Origin of the sequence: Pseudobutyrivibrio xylanivorans (assembly GCF_010906925.1) — a bacterium.
Classification (GTDB): Bacteria; Bacillota; Clostridia; order Lachnospirales; family Lachnospiraceae; genus Pseudobutyrivibrio.
On the sequence record NZ_VTVE01000003.1, the window covers coordinates 52,533 to 72,997 of the forward strand.

Genomic DNA, 20,465 nt, shown 5'->3' on the forward strand with positions numbered 1-20,465 from the left:
ATGAAAACATTTCTTGAACCATTTAAATCACTTACAGCTGTAGAGTCTCTTAGAGAGGCTCTACATAAATATGGGAAAGTTTACGATTTAACTGGGTGTGCTGATAAGGCACACCTTATTTTTGGTATAGGCGTAGATGCAAAATACAAGCTTATCATCACATCAGATGAACTTAAGGCTAGAGAATTATATGATGAGTACCGTTTCTATGATTCAAATGTAGTGTATTTTCCTGCAAAGGATTTCCTGTTCTATCAGTCTGATATAAGAGGAAATGCTTTGACTAGAGAGCGTATGCAGGCTATTGAGGCGGTTATTTCGGAAAATAGCTGTACAGTAGTGACTACTATCGATGCTTTGATGAACAAGCTACCAGCCCTTTCTTATTTTGAAGATGGAGTTGTTGCTATTTCTGATACAGACACAGTGGAGCTTGAGGCACTTCGTCGCAAGCTTGTAGCTATGGGCTATGAAAATGTAGGCACCTGTGAGCATCCGGGCGAGTTTGCTGTCCGTGGTGGTATTATCGATGTTTTTCCTCTTACCAATGATTTGCCAGTTCGTATAGAGCTGTGGGGTGATGAGGTGGATAGTATTCGCTCCTATGACCCATCAAATCAGAAATCTATTGAAAATATAAATTCTGTTTTAATATTTCCTGCAGTAGAGCTAATATTAAGCGCTGAAGAGGTTGAGGCCGGTCTTAAAAAGATTGAGGCTGAGCGCGATGAGCGCTATGAAGCATACCGCAAGGAAATGAAGACAGAAGAGGCATATCACCTTAAGACTTATGCAGATAGAGTTGTGGAAGAGACTAGAGAATGGGGCTTAAGCCAGGAGCTTGAGACCAACCTCACTTATTTCTGCGACAAGCTAGGTTCCTTTATTGATTTTATGCCAAAGGGCACCTATGTATTTGTAGATGAGATTCAAAAGGTGATAAGCAAAGGCGAGGTAACAGAGACTGAATTTTCCGATGCAATGACTAGACGTGTCGAGTCAGGATATATGCTCAAGGGCCAGATGGACATGCTCTATGGAGTTTCAGAGATAATAGGCAAAATAGAAAAATTCCCTACTACCTTGATGTCTGTTTTAGATGCCAAGAATAAATACATCAAGTCTGCAGATCATTTCAGTATCGCAGTTCAAGGGGTAAACGCATACAACGGCAGCTTTGAGCTTTTGACAAAAGAACTGCTTCAATATAAAAAACGCAAATATAGAGTTCTTCTTGTGACTAGCTCAGCCACTAAGGGACAGCGTCTAGCAGAAGACCTTTTAGAAGAGGGATTGAATGCATATTTTACTATGGATTTAGACCATGAGATTAATCCTGGTGAGACTATGCTATGCGTTGGTAATATTAAAAGAGGATTTGATTACCCTGATTCTGCTTTTGTAATGCTGTCTGATGGAGATATCTTCGGACATGTAAGAAAGAAAAAGCGCCGTGTTAAGAAGTATGAGGGTGAGTCCATATCTTCATTCTCTGACTTGCATGTTGGAGATTTTGTAGTTCACGAAAACTATGGTCTTGGTATCTACAAGGGTACTGAACAGATGGAGCTTGATAAGGTTATCAGGGACTATATCAAGATAGAGTATGCCAAGGGAAGCAATCTCTACGTGCTTACATCCCAGCTTGATCAGATTCAAAAATACTCTGGTCCAGACGGCAAAAAGCCAAAGCTTAATTCTCTTGGAGCAGGTACTCAAGAGTGGAATAGAACAAAGCAAAAGGTTCAGTCTGCTGTAGGTGTGGTTGCAAAGGAGCTTGTTGACCTTTATGCACTTCGCCAGAATACAGACGGATTCGTATATGGGCCTGATACAGTATGGCAGCGTGAGTTTGAGGAAAGTTTCCCTTATGAGGAAACTGATGGCCAGCTGGAGGCAGTTGCAGCTATAAAAAAGGATATGCAGTCTAAAAAAATCATGGATAGACTTATCTGTGGTGATGTAGGTTTCGGTAAGACTGAGGTAGCAATGCGTGCTGCTTTCAAGGCTGTACAAGAGGGCAAGCAGGTTGCGTACTTGGTGCCTACCACAATTCTTGCTCAGCAGCACTACAACAATTTCATCCAGAGAATGGGTGGCTATCCTGTTAATATGGGACTGCTTTGCAGATTTAGAACTCCAGCTGAGCAGAAAAAGACGATTGAAGGCTTGAAAAATGGCATGGTAGATATTGTCATTGGAACTCACAGATTGCTTTCAAAGGATATAGAATTCAAGGATTTGGGACTCCTTATAATAGATGAGGAGCAGCGCTTTGGCGTTAACCATAAGGAACGTATTAAGCAGATGAAAAAGACTGTAGATGTACTTTCCCTATCTGCTACTCCTATTCCTCGTACCCTTCACATGTCTCTTGTTGGAATCAGGGATATGAGTGTTTTGGATGAGCCACCTATGGAGCGTACTCCAATTCAGACCTTTGTTTTTGAATACAATGAAGAGATGGTTCGAGAGGCTATAGTGAGAGAGATGGCTAGAGACGGCCAGGTCTACTATGTCTTTAACAGGGTAAGAGGCATCCAGGATATGGCAGCAGAAATAGAGCGCCTGGTTCCAGAGGCGACTGTTGGCTATATTCATGGACAGATGACAGAAGCCAAGGTTGAGGACGTTATGATGCAGTTTATCAACCATGAGATAGATGTGCTTGTGGCCACAACTATCATTGAAATTGGCCTGGATATTTCTAACGTAAATACGATAATTATTCATGACTCTGACAACATGGGTCTTTCTCAGCTATACCAGCTTAGAGGCCGTGTGGGACGAAGTAACAGAACAGCATACGCATTTTTAATGTATAAAAGGGATAAGCTTCTAAAGGAAGTTGCAGAGAAGAGACTGGCAGCAATCAAGGAATTTACCGACCTTGGTTCTGGATTTAAAATCGCTATGCGAGATCTTGAAATCAGAGGAGCAGGTAATCTTCTTGGAGTAGAGCAGCATGGTAACATGACAGCTGTTGGTTACGACCTATACTGTAAGATGCTTAATGAAGCTGTTAAAATCGAAAAGGGTGAGGTTACAGAGGACCAGTTTAACACCACTGTGGATGTTAATATTGAGGCATATCTTCCTGATACTTATGTTTCAAACGAGGAGCAGCGAATAGATATTTATAAACGAATCGCAGCTATTGATTCTGAGGAAGCAAGGGATGAGATGCTTGATGAGCTTGTGGATAGATTTGGCGAGCCAAAGAGATGTGTTCAGAATCTCCTTTGGGTAGCAATGCTCAGGGTAAAGGCCCACGACGCATATGTTACAGCTATCGAGCAGAAGCAGGATATCATCAGAATTGTTATGTATGAGAAGGCTAAAATCGATGTAACACAGATTCCATCCCTTCTTGAGAGGAACAATCCACATATCACTTTTGCAGCTGATCCAAAGGCTCCTGCGTTTATATTCAACACAAAGGCAAATACAAGAATTAAGCCTAGTGAAATATTTGATTATTTGCAGGATTTCCTAATGGATTTAAAGAGCATTAAAGTTGATAATTAAAACAATATTAACTATAATGAAAAGGCTTGAAAATATATTGGGTGGAAGACACTCAGGAGGAAGTTAGTATAATGAAAAAGGCAGTATTAAAAACAACATGTGTGGCAGCTTTAGCAGGTACAGTTCTTCTTACAGGCTGTGGTAACAAAATCAAGGACAGCGCTACATTAATTACTATAAAAGGGGAGAACACAAAAGAGACTATCACTCTTGGATATGGTAATTTTGTTGCTCGTTATCAGCAGTCGTTATATGAGCAGTTTTATCCAATGATGGGCTATGATGTTTCAACTATGTGGTCTCAGGATATGATGGGCGGTCTTGGATATTCAATGGAGGACCAGACCAAAAGTGGAATCATTACAGATATAGAGCAGATGTATGTTGTAAAGCAGCATGCAGCTGATTACGGCATTACTCTTTCTGATGAGCAGAATAAAGCAATTGCAGATGCTACTGCAAAGTTCATGTCAGATAACTCTAAGGATACACTTGAGGAACTTGGAGCTACAGAGGAGTACGTTAAGAGATACCTTGAGGAGAAGACAATCTACAAGCTTGTGGAGACAGCAGTAGAGGATGCAGAGGATGCTAATATTACAGAGGATGATTGCTGGATGCGTACATTCTCTTATGTACAGATAGATACTTCTGGAACTGACCCAACGACAGGTACTGTAAAGGAGTACACAGATGAGGAGCTAGCAGCATTTAAGGATCAGGCTGATAGCATTGCTGCAGCATCAGATTTTGATGCTGAGGTAGAGGCTCAGGAGCTTACAAGCAGCACATATTCATACCTCAAGGGCGAGGAGTCAGATGAGAAGATGGATATGGCTATTATCTCAGCAGCAGAGGAGCTTGAAGAGGGTGACACTTCTGATGTAATCGAGGTTGAGGGCGTTGGATATTATGTAATCCACCTTACTTCAGACCATGATGAGGATGCATCAGCAGATAAGAAATCATCTCTTAAGACAGACGCATTTAATTCACTTGTAGATACATGGATGTCTGCTTATGAGTTTACTTTAGATGATGATCAGTGGGCTAAGGTTACATTTACTGATCACTTCAAATCTAAGCCAGTAGAGCAGCCTGAAGAGACAGAGGCTCCAGCAGATGATGCAGAAGCAACAGATGAGTCAACTGAATCTACAGAAGTAACAGAGGATGAAGATTCAGCAGAAGAGACTGAAACAACAGAAGATACAGCAGCAGATTCTGAGGAGACACCAGAGGAATCAACTGACGAAACAGCTGAATAATCTGATGTAGAGTAAATATGAGATTTATTCTTAACTACGTTAAAAAATATAAAATAAAAGCAATACTTGCCCCACTTTTCAAAATGCTAGAGGCGATATTTGAGCTTTTGGTACCACTTGTTATGGCATCCATCATCAACAAGGGTATCGCAAACTCAGATACCCACTACATTGTTATGATGAGTGGGGTTTTAATTATATTGGCAGTTGTAGGACTTATGTTTTCTATTACTGCTCAGTATTTTAGTGCCTATGTAGCTGTGTATTCAGCAGCTGAAATCCGAAAGGATTTATTCCAAAAGATTCTAGGACTTTCACAGGGGACCAAAGAAAAAATAGGTGAGGAAGTATTAACTACTAGAATCACTGCTGATATTAACCAGATTCAAAATGGTATCAATATGGTGCTAAGACTTTTTCTTCGTTCACCATTTATAGTGGCTGGCGCTACAATTATGGCATTTATTGTTGATATTAAATCAGCACTTACTTTTATAGCTGTGGTAGTTGCCTTATCTATTTTTGTGTATTTTATTATGAAGTACACTCTTCCTAGATATAAAGCTATAGCAGCTAAACTAGAAAAAGTACTCCATGCAGTTTCTGAAAATCTATCGGGGGCAAGAGTGCTTAGAGCATTTTGTCAGGTTGATGAGGAAGCAGAGGCATTTCAAAATAAGACATCAAATCTAGCAGAAATGCAGATTCATACAGGCAAGATTTCTGCCCTATTGAATCCAGTTACTTATGTAATAGTAAACATTGGAATAGTAGGACTTATATACGTATCAGCACAGAGAGTTGACAGAGGATTTATCCTTAGAGGAGATGTTGTAGCTCTCGTAAATTATATGGGTCAGATTTTAGTTGAGCTTATAAAGCTGGCAAATCTTATTGTTCTTCTTATGAAGGCATTTCCATCTGCAGATAGAGTATGTGAAATAATGGAGATGAAATCAGATGAGAGATGTCATGAAATAACTGCTACAGCAGATGAGACTTTTATTGTAAAGGGTGCTATTTCAATTAAGAATGTATCCTTTAGCTACAACAATTCAAATGAAATGGACTTGGAAGGCATCTCACTTGAAATAGAGCCTGGCTCTACCCTTGGAATAATTGGTGGAACTGGTTCTGGTAAGAGTACATTACTCAAGTTGCTGACTCACACATATGACGTTAGTGAGGGTAGCATTGAAATTGATGGAAGAGATGTAAAGACCCTTAGTGATAGTTCTATAGCTAAAATATTTGGTATAGTGCCTCAAAAGGCATCTCTATTTAGTGGAACAATACGTTCAAATATGACAATGTATAAACAAGACGCATCTGATGATGAAATTAATTCAGCATTAAATATCGCTCAAGCGTCTGATTTTATCGCAAAAAAAGAGGGGCTCGATACTATAGTTTCAGCTAGAGGAAATAATTTTTCTGGTGGTCAGAAGCAACGACTTACGATAGCAAGGGCACTTATGGGAAAGCCTGCTATTTTAGTCCTTGACGACTCTGCCAGCGCTCTTGACTTGAGTACAGAGGCACACCTGAGGAAAGCTTTATCAGAGCTTAGCTGGAATCCTACAATTATAATTGTTTCCCAGAGAGCATCTTCAGTTAAGGATGCAGATCAGATTTTGGTACTAGAGGATGGTAAAGCAGTTGGATTAGGTACACACGCCCAGCTTCTTTCAAAATGTGAGGAATACGAGGAGATATATTACTGTCAGTATCCTAGAGAGGAGGCCGCCAATGAATAAACAGCCTCAATCTAAGATATTTAATCGGATTTTATCAGAGTTAAGAGAATACAGATTTAGCATATTAATATCAGTTGTTTGCGCACTATTTACCGTGTATCTGACCCTTTTGATTCCAATTCTCACTGGTAGGGCAGTGGACTGTATAGTAGCTAAGGAAAATGTAGATTTTGACAAGCTTATCTATATTCTTCAGCTTATGGTTGTAACAGTGGTAGCTACATTTTTCACTCAATGGATTATGAATAGAGTGAACAATCGTATTACCTATAGTGTTACTAAGAATTTGAGAGATAGAGCTTTTGCAAAGTTGCAGCATGCCAAGCTTTCTGATATTGATTCTCACCCTCACGGTGATTTTGTAAGTAGAATAGTCTCTGATGCAGATACTTTTGCAGATGGACTTTTAATGGGATTTACACAGGTATTTACTGGAGTACTGACCATAATAGGCACTATTTATTTTATGATAACAATCTCTTTAAAAATTGCTTTGATTGTTATTATTGCAACACCAGTATCTCTTCTTATTGCGAAGTTTATTTCAGAAAAGACTTACAAGTTTTTTGGAACGCAGGCAAAACTCAGAGGGCAGGAGACATCCTATATAGAGGAGATTATCGTAAATAAAAATATAGTTCGCAATATGGATTATGAGGATGATGCACTAGAGAATTTTGGAAGTATGAATAATGATTTGGCAGATGCATCAATGAAGGCCACATTTTATTCTTCGATTGTCAATCCAAGCACACGCCTGGTTAATAATCTTATATATGCGGCTGTAGGCGTATTTGGGGCTGTTATGGTTACCACAGGAGGTATAACTGTAGGTGGTCTTGCCAGCTTCTTGTCCTATGCAAGCACCTATGCCAAGCCATTTAACGAGATTTCTGGAGTTATAACAGAGTTTCAAAACGCTTTGGCTTGTGCGTCCCGTTTGTTTGAGGTGATTGACGCTGATGTGGAGCTTGATGAGGGAGTGGATAAGCTTATTGAACCTCGAGGCAGCATAGAATTTAAAAACGTATGCTTTTCTTATGATAAAAGTAAAAAGCTTATTGAGAATCTTAATATAAAAGTAGAGCCAGGCCAGAAAGTTGCTATTGTAGGACCGACTGGTGCAGGCAAGAGTACTATCATTAATCTGCTTATGAGGTTTTACGATATTGATTTAGGGCAGATTCTTATAGATGGCAGAGATATAAGAGAAATACCTCTGGATGATTTACGCAGTAATTTCGGAATGGTATTGCAGGAGACATGGCTTAAGAATGCTTCAATAAAAGAAAATCTTAAGATGGCAAATCCTGAGGCTTCTGATGAAGAAATAATAGAGGCAGCCAAGGCTAGTCATGCCCATAGCTTTATTAAGAAGATGCCATATGGTTATGACACTGTGATTAATGCAGGAGAGGGAACCCTATCCCTTGGTCAGTTACAGCTTTTATGTATTACAAGGGTAATGTTAAATATTCCTCCGATGTTAATATTAGATGAGGCGACAAGCTCGATAGATACAAGAACTGAGCAGAGAATACAATCAGCATTTAATAAAATGATGAATGGCCGCACTACATTTGTGGTTGCTCACAGATTGTCAACAATTAAGGGCGCTGACCTGATTTTATTCATCAAAGATGGAGCCATTGTGGAGCAGGGTAATCATTCTCAATTGTTGCAGAAAAACGGCTTTTATGCTAAATTATATCGGAGTGATTTTGAAATTAATTAGGAGATAAAATGGAACAGTATGTAATTAAGGGCGGCACTGCTCTCTCAGGAGAGGTTGAGATCAGTGGTGCTAAAAATGCAGCCTTGGGAATTTTGGCTGGCGCCATTATGACAGACGAAACCGTTACAATTGAAAATTTACCAAATGTTAAAGATATAAATGTTCTTATCGGTGCGATTGAGGATATTGGAGCAACTATTAACCGCGTTGATGACCACACAGTTGAAATCAACGGAGCTAGTATCAACAGACTTTCTGTAGACTATGAGTACATTAAAAAGATTCGTGCTTCTTATTACTTAATGGGAGCTCTTCTTGGTAAGTACAAGAATGCTGAGGTTGCTCTCCCAGGCGGATGCCTCATTGGTTCACGTCCTATCGACCTTCATGTGAAGGGGCTGAAGGCACTAGGAGCTAATGTAGATGTATCTTATGGCCTCTGGTCTGCTCGCGCTGACAAGCTTGTAGGTAACCACATTTTCCTTGATAAGGTATCTGTTGGTGCTACTATCAATATTATGCTTGCTGCAGTTCTTGCAGAGGGCAAGACTACTATTGAGAATGCTGCTAAAGAGCCACACGTAGTAGATGTTGCTTCGTTCCTTAACAGTATGGGTGCTAATATCAGAGGTGCAGGTACAGATGTTATCCGCATTGTTGGTGTAAGCGCACTTCATGGTACTACTTACGCAGTTATTCCAGATCAGATTGAGGCTGGTACATATATGTGTGCGGCAGCAGCTACACATGGCGATGTTTTAATCAAAAATGTTATCCCTAAGCATTTGGAGGCCACTTCAGCCAAGCTTATGGAGGCAGGTTGTATTGTTGAAGAGTATGATGATGCAGTTCGTGTAATTGCTAAGGACCGCAAGCTTACGCATACTCATGTCACAACACTTCCATACCCAGGATTCCCTACAGATATGCAGCCAGAGATTACTGCAGTTCTTGGAATCGCTAGTGGTACTAGTACAGTTACAGAGTCGATTTTTGAGAATCGTTTCAAATATGTTGACGAGCTTGCTCGCATGGGTGCCAATATTAAGGTAGAGAGCACTGTAGCAATTGTCACAGGTGTTGAGAGATATACAGGCGCACAGGTTAGCGCTCCAGACCTTAGAGCAGGTGCTGCTCTTATCATCGCAGGTCTTGCAGCTGATGGCTTTACAGTCATTGACGATATCAAATATATCCAGCGTGGATATGAGGATATCGTTGGTAAATTTACAAAGCTTGGTGCTACATTTGCAGAGGTTGATTCAGAGCATGAGCTTCAGAAGTTCAAGCTTAAAGTTTCATAGTTTTTAGAAATTATGGGTTGCCGAGAGGCAGCCCTTTTTTGTTTGGTAGGAAATATGTTTGAAAATTAAAGAATATAACCACAGGTTAATTGAAATGTGGATAAAAATTTAGGTAAACTTTATATTTAATTTATGTGTCTTAAAAAAGCTATAAAGATATTGAACAGATATTGTAGACATGCAACAATATACCCGTTGCAACAGAAATGAGCATTAAATTGCTCATTTCGAGAATTACTATTTCACAAACCTAATAGAAATGGAGGGCAAAGTTATGAAAAACAAAAAGTATGTATCTTTTGCACTTGCTATGGCAACGGCTATTGGAACTGCCGCATTTAATCCTGACATTGTAAATGCAGAGGAAAATAATGCGTCTGAAGTAGTGGCAGTAGATGAGGCCACAGAAGCAGCACCAGAAGAAACTGCTGTGGAAGAAGCTGTGGATGAAAATGTAGAGTCTACGGCAGATGAAGCAGAACAGCCTGTAGAAGGCTTATCAGATGAAGATGCTGCTCTTATGGAAAAATGCAAGAATCTCACTCCATTTACAGAATTAAATGGGGATAACAAGGATGCTTATCTTGTATTAGTGGAAACAAAAACGGGAATTAACATATATAGAGAAAATGAATTTGTTAAATATAACATCGAACCAACAGATGAATACTACTATAACTGCCAGATAGAAAATCCTGAGGTTCTAGACTTAGTATATTCAACAGATGGAAATGAAGATATTAGTGAGGTCCATCTGATTGGTGAGGTTGGTGCCTTTAACATGAATGGACCTGAAATGCAGTACGAAGTATTTAAGGGATATGAATGCACTGATGCTGTTGACGGAGAATATCTCGACCCAGATGGAAGCTATTTTAAAACCTTGCTGTTAAACCCTCAGGAGTTGGCAGTAAGAGGAGAGATTGAAAGTTTAACACCTGGTACTAGAATGGACTACTCAGATGGGGAAGGCTTCTACGGTGGTGGATATGTTTTCTACTCTAAGTACGATAATGGCGGTGACGTAGAGTGTAACGTGGGTTACGACATTCAGAGAAATGAAGACGGTTCAGTAAAGCTTACAATTGGTGCTTACAATCAGGAGAAAAATTTCGCTACAGCAGTTGAGTATAATCTTCTCCCAGGTGTAATTGCATATAGAGCTAATTTTGAAGCAGAATAAACCTAGATTATTTACTAAGGGGGTCACTTATGTGGCCCTCTTATTTACCTTATACAAAAAATCTAGGAAAAGTGTATAATGGAGACAGTGACTAATAGCAAGGAGAAGATATGGAGCATTACAAATTTTTCCAGAATAAAGAATGTGAATATTTTCCATGTCACAAGACAGATCACCCAGAGGATTTTAATTGTCTGTTTTGCTATTGCCCCCTTTATCATTTAGGGGACAAATGTGGAGGCAATTTTAAGTATACAGATAAGGGTGTAAAATCTTGCGTTAATTGCTTGCGGCCTCATATTAGAGAAAATTACGATGAGATAAATGAGGCACTTCGTAAATTAGAGAAAGAATAGAGGATAGTGAGATGGACATCACAGAAGAAATTGAGTTACACGATTGTCCTATTTGTGCAGGAGCAGGATTAATCGAGGAAGAGGACCATGGATATTATGTGGCATGCCTTGATTGCGGTAGCTATACTGGCACAGTTGGATACAAGGACGAGGATGGCAGAAAGCAGGCGGCGGAGCGAGCAGCTATGCTTTGGAATACAGGAAAAGTTATTAATAGTGCACCTGGCGAGTAGATGCAGAAAGAGGGGGCGTTATGCGACAGACTCAAGATAAAGCAAGAAATTTAACAATGATGATGGATGAGTACGAGCTTACAATGGCTAATGCGTACTTCAATGATCCTACAATTGACAACAACACAAAGGTAAGCTTTGATGTGTTCTACAGAGTCAATCCAGACGGCGGTGGTTTTGCGATTTTTGCTGGATTGCAGCAGATTAAGGACTACCTTCTTAATATGCACTTTGATGATGAGGATATTGAATACTTAAGAAGTGTTGGACACTTCACCGAGGATTTCTTAGCATATCTTAAGGATTTCAAGTTCACGGGTGATGTGGATGCATTTCCTGAGGGAACAATCATGTATCCAAATGAGCCTATAATTACTGTTACAGCACCTATTATCCAGGCTCAGCTTGTGGAGACAGAGATTTTAGCCCAGGTAAATCATCAGTCTCTTATTGCCACAAAGGCTAGTCGTATTGTAAGGGCAGCAGCAGGTCGTGCAGTATCTGATTTTGGTGCCAGAAGAGCCCACAATAATGATGCCGCTATATATGGAGCAAGAGCTGCCTATATCGGTGGCGCGAGTGGTACAGCTACAGTTTCTGCGGGTCAGTATTTTGATATCCCTATTGGCGGTACTATGGCTCATAGCTACGTAATGTATTTCACATCCGATGATAATGACTATAGGAAATCAGAGTTAGAGGCTTTTAGAAGTTTTGCAAAGAGCTATCCTAACAACTGTATTTTGCTTGTAGATACCTATAATGTGCTGAAATCTGGCGTTCCAAATGCAATAAAAGTGTTCCAGGAAATGAAAAATGCAGGAATTCTTTCAAAAAGCTATGGTATACGCATAGATTCTGGCGATTTAGCGTATTTAACAAAAAAGTCTAGACAATTATTAGATAAAGCTGGATTTGTAGACGCAAAAATAATTGTTAGCAATTCACTTGACGAATATACAATCACATCTATCCTTCAACAGGGTGGACAGGTTAATTCGTTTGGAGTTGGCGAGCGACTTATTACTGCAAAATCTGAGCCAGTGTTTGGAGCTGTTTACAAATTATGTGCAGTGACTGATGCAGCCACAGGAGATGTGATTCCAAAGATTAAAATCTCTGAAACTGTAGAGAAAATCACTAATCCAGGCCTCAAAGACGTGTATCGTATAAAGGATGAAACAGGTCGTGCTGTAGCAGATTTAATAGCAATTAAGGGAGAAAGGGTTGACATGAGCGCAAAAGGAGGGTATAAATTTGTAGACCCCGAGCAGCCATGGAAGAGCACTCATATATTTGAGGGCTGCACGGCGGAGCTTTTGCAACAACCACTTATTAGGGGAGGTAGCGCGGTATCTGACGACGAGCCAATCCAGACTATCCGTGACAGAGTACAACAGCAGCTTGATACAAGCGTATGGCCAGAGGAGCAGCGATTTGAGAATCCTCATCGCCACTATCTTGATATGACACCTGCTTATTATAATATGAAAATGGATCTTCTTAGAAAAGAAGATAGGTAACTTGTGTGGCGAAATTAAAGGGAGATATAATAATGCCTTTGTATCTTTTTGTTTGCGAGAATTGCAAGAAAAAAGTCTACCTGAATATGGAAGACTATAAGAAATTCATTGATACTGGAAGACAGCGTCTATGTCCTGAATGTAAGAGGATTAAGGCGGCTGCAGCTGGTCAGCAGACCATGACTCACAGTGTAAGTTAAAAAGAGGCGGTTTTGAACCGCCTCTTTACTATTGTTTAAAATTATTCATCTTCAGAATAATCTGCCACAAATTGTTCTTCGTTTTCGAAATCCTCTGCCTTATATGTTGGTGGTACAGTTTTGAATCTATTTGTTTTTTCCATCAAGATATTTGCTTCGGCAGAAAGTTCTTCAAAAACAGCTCGCATCTCTTCTATGTCACTAGTCTCGTTGATACCCATTGCAAAACTCTGCAGGTTAATTGCGGAGAATTGAATATCCGAAATAATGTCATTAAATGTTTCTTTTATTGAATTAAGTGCAATAGAAGTTTCTTTTAAATCGCCAGGAAATTCAGGGATATCATCCACAGTCAAATTGCCCTTTTCCATTTCCACAATCATAGATTTCTGCTGGGAAATCATGGTAGATAGCTGCTTGATGATTTCATATAATTTATCCTGAAGCTCGCCTAGCTCATCTTCCTTGTTGGAAATATTTAAGTTGGTAGAGAAATCTCCGGCTAAAATTCTATCTAGCGCAGGATTAATCTTTTCAATTGGCTTTAATATACGTGTAATGGCAAGTGTCATTTCTCCAGCAATAAGGAATGCACAGAATATTGCAATGAATAAACTGATGCGAATGCCTCTATCAACAGTCTTGTAGAGCAATTTCTGTGAGTATGCAACGCCAATTCTCCAATCGCAATTCTCTAGTTTTGAAACAGAATAGGTAACTTTATCTCCGTTATAATCTCTTCCAGTAGATAGACCATGTTCAGTTTTAGATTCAAGAATATCTTTAATCTCAGGAATAACATCAGCGGCTGAGGTGACTTTATTAATATTTGGTTGATAGTCAGGATTTTTATGGGCGACAATCCTATCTTCTGAGTCAATCAAAAATCCGTAAGAGCCATTCTCAAAGTCAAGAGAGCTAACATATTCATTGATGGTTGAAACATCAGCATCTGCACCTACTACACCTACTAATTTTCCATCTAGATAAATAGGACTAGCAGCAGTTGCAAGCATTAAATCAGGTCTTGTTGCGCTGATATATGGATCAATAATGCTAGATGCTCCAGTTTCTTTTACGGTTTTATACCAAGTGCGCTCTCTAGGATCTACACCAGATGCATATGTAACACCTCTAGCCATATACATGTCACCCTCTTCGGTGGCAACGTAAAGAAAAACTAGATTCTGATGAGATTCCCCAAATTCATCTAGAAGAGCGATTATCTCATCTTTTTCTAGTTCGCCATCGGCTTCCAATGTATCTGCAATATCGATAGTAACACCTCTTATTTGATTAACCCATGCATCTACCTGTGAACCGCAGAGTTCTGTAGCTATAGTGAGCTCTCTATTTTGCCCTTTTATGATTCTGCGGGTCATATAAGTCATGTTGACTATAGAAACTAAAATTATGGATATAAGAAGAGATATAACCACGTGCTTAGTCACTCTAGCACGGACGGTTGTCCTGTATTCTTTTTCCATTAGTGCCCTCCGTAAAAATATTGCTGACGAATCCATGAACTCATGCATTCGAAAAAATCGGTACACTGCGGGAATATATCCCGCATTATCATGTACTGTCATTTTATGACATAAATAAGGGCATTTCGTGAAAAAACTATTGAAATTTAAAAAATTTTAGGAACGAGAAAATACAAAACAATCGTAACGGATTGCTTTGCCTTCAAGAGAATAGCTTGGCTTTTTGTCAGCAAGAAATGGTCCCTTAAGGGGACGCTTTATAATGATTCGCTTTGGATTAGCGGCAATTGCAGCATTTAAAAGTTCTTCCTCAACAGAGCAAGGGCTTTCGATTTTTTGCAAAAGTTGGAACTTCTTTTTTATCATGGCGCTTTTGCTTCTGCTAGGAAACATAGGGTCAAGTAAGATGCTATCTGGCAAATAATCAAGGTTTTGCATAGCCTGTATGCTATCAGCGTGATGAAAATGCATCCTTGCCACAATTGGTGCAAGCTCTGGTATATTTTTAGCTCTATCAAGTCCGTCCTCTAGAAGGAGTGCAATTATATCATCGAATTCATATAAATCAACATCAAAGCCTGCAGCGGCAAGGATTAGAGAGTCTTCCCCAAAGCCTGCAGTGGCATCGATTATTTTTTGAGGCATTGGCTGACCTTTTATTCGAGCAGCCTTTACCTGCATCTCGTTTTGCAAATTGCTTTGCTTTAGGCGTGGAAGCATATCTTTAAAGTCAACCATGATGGATAATTTTCCATCTGTGAGAGTTAGACCATCCTCTGTATATTTAAGCTCAAGACCTACTTCTCTAAGCTTTTCATTTTGCGTGGTAAGATTTGTGTTAACCATAAATATCCTCTGTTAAGAACCTTTTTTGAAATCTCAAAAATAATAATAACATAAATTGATTATAGGTTTTTGTGGGGATTTTACAAAATTACGCGCAACCGATTGCAAATAGAAGATTTTTGTGTTAGTTTTCTAAATTGCAAGGGTTCCAAATGCAAAAGGATGTGCAAAGAGGTTGGAGAAAATGGGACATACATTAGACTCAATAGCAAAAGAGCTTGGAATGAGCAAAACAACAGTCAGTCGAGCAATTTCTGGAAAAGGACGTATTTCCGAGGAGACTAGACGAAAGGTAAATGAATATATTAAAGAAATCAACTACAGTCCTAGCGCTGTGGCTCGTTCTTTGGCTGCAAACCGCACATTTAATGTGGGGCTTGTTTTTCCTGCAGACTCGGCATTGGGGGAGATGCCATATTTCCAAACCCTTATGACTGGTGTATGTGATAGAGCTATAGATTTCGAGTACGACGTACTTATAATATTAGCCGATAATGATGGAATTCTACCTCTTAAACATGCAGTTCAAAATAAAAAAATTGATGCTGTAATTGTCAGCCGTTGCGAGAAAGATTCAAAGGTTATTAATTTCTTAAAGCAATGTGATATTCCATATATTGTAGTTGGAAACCCAATGGACCCAGAGGTTCCTTATGTTGATCATGACAATGAGGGGGCTACATCTAGAATGATAGAAACCCTCATAGATGCCGGCATTAAAAAGATGGCTCTTATCGGTGGTGGAGAAAATATAAATGTTACTCTTAGCCGATTACAGGGCTTTAAAAATGGTTTCAAGAATAAGGGATTACCAGTAGATGAATCTCTTATTTTCTTAAATATGCATAAAAGTGTGCGCTTAGACTCTGTTTTAAAAGAGGCGTTATCTGAAGGAGCGGAGTGTATTGTTTGTATGGACGATATGCTGTGCAACTCGGTGTTAAATTGCCTCCATAACGATGGGATATCGGTGCCAGAGGATGTAAAGTTGTGCTCTTTTTATGATTCTAATTTGCTTTCAACATCAAAACCATCAGTGACAAGTCTTTATTTTGACGCCAAAAAACTTGGCGCTCTTGGACTTGAGCTTTTGATGCGCAATCTAGATGGTGAAAGTATCGCAAATCAAACCCTAAAAGACTTTAATATCCAAATGAGAGACAGTACAACTTAGTATATTTTCACAAAATAATCACATAAAAGTGGTGAAAAATGCTTAGTTGACGAACAACAAACCTAAGGATAGTATAATATTCAAAGGACAACCGGTTGCTCAAAATGCGCAACTAGAGGGATAAACAATTAGAGAAAATGGAGGATGGTTAGATGAAGAAGAAATTAGTTTCAGCGCTTCTAATTTCAACAATGACACTTACAGCTTTTGTAGGTTGCGGAGAGAAAAAGGAAGAGAAACCAGCTGAAGGTGGCAGTGGAACAGAGAGTCAAGGGGAAGTGTCATCAGAGGATGCAATTGCAAATCTTATTGCTTCAACAGAGGGAACAGTTGACATTGAGCTTTGGTGCTCAGAGACAGAGGCATATCAGAAAGTTATGAAGGAACGCTGCGATGCTTTTGAGGCACAGTATCCTGATGTTGATTTCAATATTACAATTGGTTCAGTTTCTGAAGCTGATATGAAGGACAAGGTTTTAGAGGACCCAGAGAAGGCAGCAGATGTGTTTGTATTCCCTGATGATCAGCTTGAGGCACTTGTAAAGGCTGGAGCTATTAATGAGATTCAGGCTCAGTACACATACAATATTGATGAAGTAGATACAGAGACAACAATTGAGCCAGGAAGTTATGATGGAAAGCAGTATGGTTACCCATTCACAGCTTCTAATGGATATTTCTTATATTATGATTCATCAGCACTTTCAGAGGAGGATGTAGCTTCTTGGGAGGCACTTACGGCAAAGGCTGATGAGCTTGGCAAGCAGGTAGGATTCGAAGTAGCCAATGGTTGGTATTTATATGGTTGGTTTGCAGGCGCAGGCTGCAGCCTTACAGAAAATGCTGATATGTCAAACAACTGTGACTGGAATTCTGAGGCTGGACTTGCGGCAGCAGAGTCTCTTGCAAAGGTTACATCAGCAAAATCATTCAAGAGCTATGGCAATGACGATTTGCTTGCAAACTTAAATGATGGCAAGGTAGTAGCTTATGTTTCAGGAACATGGAATGTAAATGCTTTTTCTGACGCTTATGGCGATGGATACGCTGCAGCAAAGCTTCCAACATTTGATGTAAATGGTGAGGCAAAACAGATGGGTTCATACTGTGGATACAAATACGTAGGTGTAAACTCATTCGCAGCAAATAAGGGATGGTCAATGCTTTTGGCTGAGTTCCTTTCAAATGAAGAGTCACAGGTAGCAGTATATAAGGCAACAGGTGAGGGCCCTTCTAACAAGGCTGCACTTGCTGAGGCATCTTCACCAGCTCTCGATGCACTTGCAGAGCAGTCATACTATGCAACACTGCAGCGTGTAGGCGGAAATTATTGGACACCAGCAGAATCACTTGGAAAGAATATTCTTGAAGGCAATGTATCACAGCAGCTTCTTGATGAGGCAGTAGCAGGAATTGAGCAGCCAGTTGATGCGGCACAATAATAGTTCAATGAAATAAAAAATGACCATGTTAAGCAAACAGGCTTTGATTAGAGGTCAAAGCTTGTTGCTACATGGTTTTTTATTGATGATGAAATGATGTCTTAAGAATAGGGATAATTTATGAGAAACTTTTTTAAGAAAAGAGCTGCTAGTCTAAAGGAATTTGGCAGTGCTGTGAAAAATGGTGATATCTGGGTAAAGCTCTCACTTTTAATCATGGGAATGGGATACTTCGGAAGAAAACAAATTCTTAAGGGAATTCTCATGATATTACTTGAGGTGGGAGTAATTGCGTCATTTGTTTCGGTATTTTTACCATATATGTCAAAACTCTCAACACTTGGTACAGTGCAAAGAGAAATGATATTTGACCCACTTACAATGTCAGAGACGGTCAATGACTATGATAATTCGCTTTTGATATTGTTGTATGGAATCATTGGAATCTTGATTATTATTGCGTTTATCGCTTTATATATTGGAAATATTAAGGCTGTTTATAGGCTTCAGGAAATGAAGAAGAATGGTGAGCATATAAATAGCTTTAAAGAAGATTTAATGAGTTTTAAGAATGACAAATTCCATATTACTCTACTTACAATTCCTGCTATTGGAGTAATTATTATCAATGTCATTCCAATTCTATTTATGATTTGTATCGCATTTACGAATTATGACGAAACTCATCAGCCACCAGCTTATTTATTTACCTGGGTAGGTATTAAAAATTTTGTACGACTATTTACAAATAGCCAGACATTAACTTTTGGATACACATTTGTAAGAGTCCTTGCCTGGACACTTATATGGGCTATTCTAGCAACAGCCACTACATTTATAGGAGGTATTCTTTTAGCGCAATTCATCAATCATGAGCACACAATGGCAAAGGGGCTATGGAGAACACTGTTTGTAATTACAATAGGTATTCCTCAGTTTGTGACACTTCTTCTTGTGGGTAAGATGTTTGGTGATTACGGTATCGTAAATACCATATGCGAGAATGTTGGAATATTAGATTTCTTTAAACATATAGGACTGTTAAAACAAAGCGCAGGATACATACCATTTTTGTCTCAGCCAGGCTGGGCCCACGTGACAATTATCCTGGTAAATATATGGGTAGGTGTTCCATATCAGATGCTTGTTGCTACAGGAATTTTGATGAACATTCCATCAGATCAGATTGAATCGGCAAAAATAGATGGTGCAACAAAATTCCAGACATTCTGGAAGATAACAATGCCATATGTACTATTTATAACAGGACCTTCATTGATACAGTCAGTAATACAAAATATCAATAACTTCAACGTAATTTATTTGCTGACACATACATATAAGACTACAAATATGGCACTTGCTAACTCAAATGCCAATGAAGTAGATCTTCTTATAACATGGTTATTTAGACTGACAAACGAATACAGTAACTTTAAGATGGCGTCAGTTATTGGAATTATTACATTCTTGATTAGTGCGGCACTTTCACTTTTGACATTCTCTAGAATGATTGGTGGAGATAAAGAGGAGGTGTATAGATAATGAAAAAGACAAGTAAAATCGTGGCAAGACATATTTTTCTAGCACTTCTAGCATTTATATGGTTAATACCAATTATCTGGCTTGTAGTCACTACATTTAGTGCACAAAAGGGAATTAATACTAATCATTTCTTCCCTGAACATTGGACCCTAGCAAATTATCACCAACTGTTTTTTGAACCTGATAGCGCTGCCAATTTTCCAGCATGGTTCAAAAACTCAATGATAATCGGTGTATGTTGCTGCATTATTTCGTCCCTTTTTGTAATAATGACAGCCTACGCATTTTCATTTCTCAGATTTAAGGGAAGAAAGCAGCTGATGAGTTTTTCATTGATTCTTGGAATGTTTCCAGGAGTACTATCGATGATAGCGATTTATTTTGTATTAAAACTCATTGGACTTACTGATAGTTTATTAGGTCTTATTGTTGTATATTCTGGTGCATCTGGTTTAGGATATCTGATTTTAAAGGGCTTTTTTGATACTATTCCAGTGTCATTGCACGAGGCTGCAAAACTGGAAGGGGCATCAGAGGCAACAATTTTTAGTCGAATAGTTGTGCCACTGTCAAAGCCTATGATCGTATATACGGTAATTAATTCATTCTTGAATCCATGGATGGATTTTGTAATGGCTCGACTTATGATTAAGTCAAAAGATCCATCTCAGTGGACTATGGCTATCGGATTATTCAACTTGCTTCAGAGAGCGCTCATCAATCAGTACTTTGCATATTTCTGCTGCGGTGGATTGATGGTTGCTTTGCCTATAGCAATTCTGTTTATAGTTATGCAGAAATTCTATGTAGAAGGTGTAACAGGTGGCGCTGTAAAAGGATAAGGATAACTTACAGTTATCCTTATCCTACGACGCAACCTTTGC

At 39.1% G+C, this 20,465-nt stretch carries 16 protein-coding genes; 14 read left to right on the forward strand and 2 right to left on the reverse strand.

Annotated elements, in window-relative coordinates; genetic code table 11:
- The 10 genes from mfd (at nt 1) to F0Q01_RS09740 (ending at nt 13,087) form a co-directional block, all read left to right on the forward strand.
- The gene (mfd, locus tag F0Q01_RS09695) at nt 1–3,528 is read left to right on the forward strand and encodes a transcription-repair coupling factor (RefSeq protein WP_090488478.1); all 3,528 of its coding nucleotides are present in this window, start codon (nt 1–3) and stop codon (nt 3,526–3,528) included.
- A gap of 71 nt (nt 3,529–3,599) precedes the next feature.
- The gene (locus F0Q01_RS09700; protein ID WP_090488481.1) at nt 3,600–4,796 is read left to right on the forward strand and encodes a peptidyl-prolyl cis-trans isomerase; all 1,197 of its coding nucleotides are present in this window, start codon (nt 3,600–3,602) and stop codon (nt 4,794–4,796) included.
- Between the two features lie 17 nt (nt 4,797–4,813).
- A complete protein-coding gene (locus F0Q01_RS09705; RefSeq protein WP_090488483.1) occupies nt 4,814–6,553 on the forward strand; it encodes an ABC transporter ATP-binding protein in 1,740 nt (579 codons plus the stop codon).
- The gene (locus F0Q01_RS09710) at nt 6,546–8,288 is read left to right on the forward strand and encodes an ABC transporter ATP-binding protein (RefSeq protein WP_090488485.1); all 1,743 of its coding nucleotides are present in this window, start codon (nt 6,546–6,548) and stop codon (nt 8,286–8,288) included. The genes F0Q01_RS09705 and F0Q01_RS09710 overlap by 8 nt, the downstream gene beginning before the upstream one ends.
- A gap of 8 nt (nt 8,289–8,296) precedes the next feature.
- A complete protein-coding gene (locus tag F0Q01_RS09715; RefSeq protein ID WP_090154498.1) occupies nt 8,297–9,592 on the forward strand; it encodes a UDP-N-acetylglucosamine 1-carboxyvinyltransferase in 1,296 nt (431 codons plus the stop codon).
- Between the two features lie 274 nt (nt 9,593–9,866).
- Nucleotides 9,867–10,775 carry a hypothetical protein gene (locus tag F0Q01_RS09720; RefSeq protein ID WP_090488486.1) on the forward strand — a complete coding sequence of 303 codons (909 nt, stop codon included), beginning with the start codon at nt 9,867–9,869 and terminating at the stop codon, nt 10,773–10,775.
- Between the two features lie 110 nt (nt 10,776–10,885).
- Complete coding sequence (locus F0Q01_RS09725) at nt 10,886–11,131, forward strand: cysteine-rich small domain-containing protein (RefSeq protein WP_090154493.1); 246 nt, start codon at nt 10,886–10,888, stop codon at nt 11,129–11,131.
- 11 nt (nt 11,132–11,142) lie between these two features.
- Complete coding sequence (locus F0Q01_RS09730) at nt 11,143–11,364, forward strand: Lar family restriction alleviation protein (protein ID WP_090488488.1); 222 nt, start codon at nt 11,143–11,145, stop codon at nt 11,362–11,364.
- 20 nt (nt 11,365–11,384) lie between these two features.
- Nucleotides 11,385–12,887: a nicotinate phosphoribosyltransferase gene (locus F0Q01_RS09735; RefSeq protein ID WP_090488490.1), complete on the forward strand. Its 1,503-nt coding sequence runs from the start codon at nt 11,385–11,387 to the stop codon at nt 12,885–12,887.
- A 32-nt stretch (nt 12,888–12,919) separates the two neighbouring features.
- A complete protein-coding gene (locus F0Q01_RS09740) occupies nt 12,920–13,087 on the forward strand; it encodes a hypothetical protein (protein ID WP_163927221.1) in 168 nt (55 codons plus the stop codon).
- 41 nt (nt 13,088–13,128) lie between these two features.
- Here F0Q01_RS09740 and F0Q01_RS09745 read toward each other — a convergent pair whose 3' ends face one another.
- Nucleotides 13,129–14,574, reverse strand: coding sequence for a cache domain-containing protein (locus tag F0Q01_RS09745; RefSeq protein WP_163927223.1), 1,446 nt, complete (start codon nt 14,572–14,574; stop codon nt 13,129–13,131).
- Nucleotides 14,575–14,730: 156 nt separating this feature from the next.
- A complete protein-coding gene (locus tag F0Q01_RS09750; RefSeq protein WP_090488493.1) occupies nt 14,731–15,420 on the reverse strand; it encodes a class I SAM-dependent methyltransferase in 690 nt (229 codons plus the stop codon).
- Between the two features lie 175 nt (nt 15,421–15,595).
- Here F0Q01_RS09750 and F0Q01_RS09755 point away from each other — a divergent pair, with 175 nt between their 5' ends.
- The 4 genes from F0Q01_RS09755 to F0Q01_RS09770 all read left to right on the forward strand — a co-directional run bounded on the left by F0Q01_RS09755 (nt 15,596) and on the right by F0Q01_RS09770 (nt 20,423).
- The gene (locus F0Q01_RS09755; protein ID WP_278335706.1) at nt 15,596–16,594 is read left to right on the forward strand and encodes a LacI family DNA-binding transcriptional regulator; all 999 of its coding nucleotides are present in this window, start codon (nt 15,596–15,598) and stop codon (nt 16,592–16,594) included.
- Between the two features lie 152 nt (nt 16,595–16,746).
- A complete protein-coding gene (locus F0Q01_RS09760; RefSeq protein WP_090488495.1) occupies nt 16,747–18,036 on the forward strand; it encodes an extracellular solute-binding protein in 1,290 nt (429 codons plus the stop codon).
- 120 nt (nt 18,037–18,156) lie between these two features.
- Nucleotides 18,157–19,581: a carbohydrate ABC transporter permease gene (locus F0Q01_RS09765; protein ID WP_090488496.1), complete on the forward strand. Its 1,425-nt coding sequence runs from the start codon at nt 18,157–18,159 to the stop codon at nt 19,579–19,581.
- Nucleotides 19,581–20,423: a sugar ABC transporter permease gene (locus F0Q01_RS09770; RefSeq protein ID WP_177209285.1), complete on the forward strand. Its 843-nt coding sequence runs from the start codon at nt 19,581–19,583 to the stop codon at nt 20,421–20,423. Before F0Q01_RS09765 ends, F0Q01_RS09770 begins: the two co-directional genes overlap by 1 nt.
- The last annotated feature ends 42 nt before the right edge of the window (nt 20,424–20,465 follow it).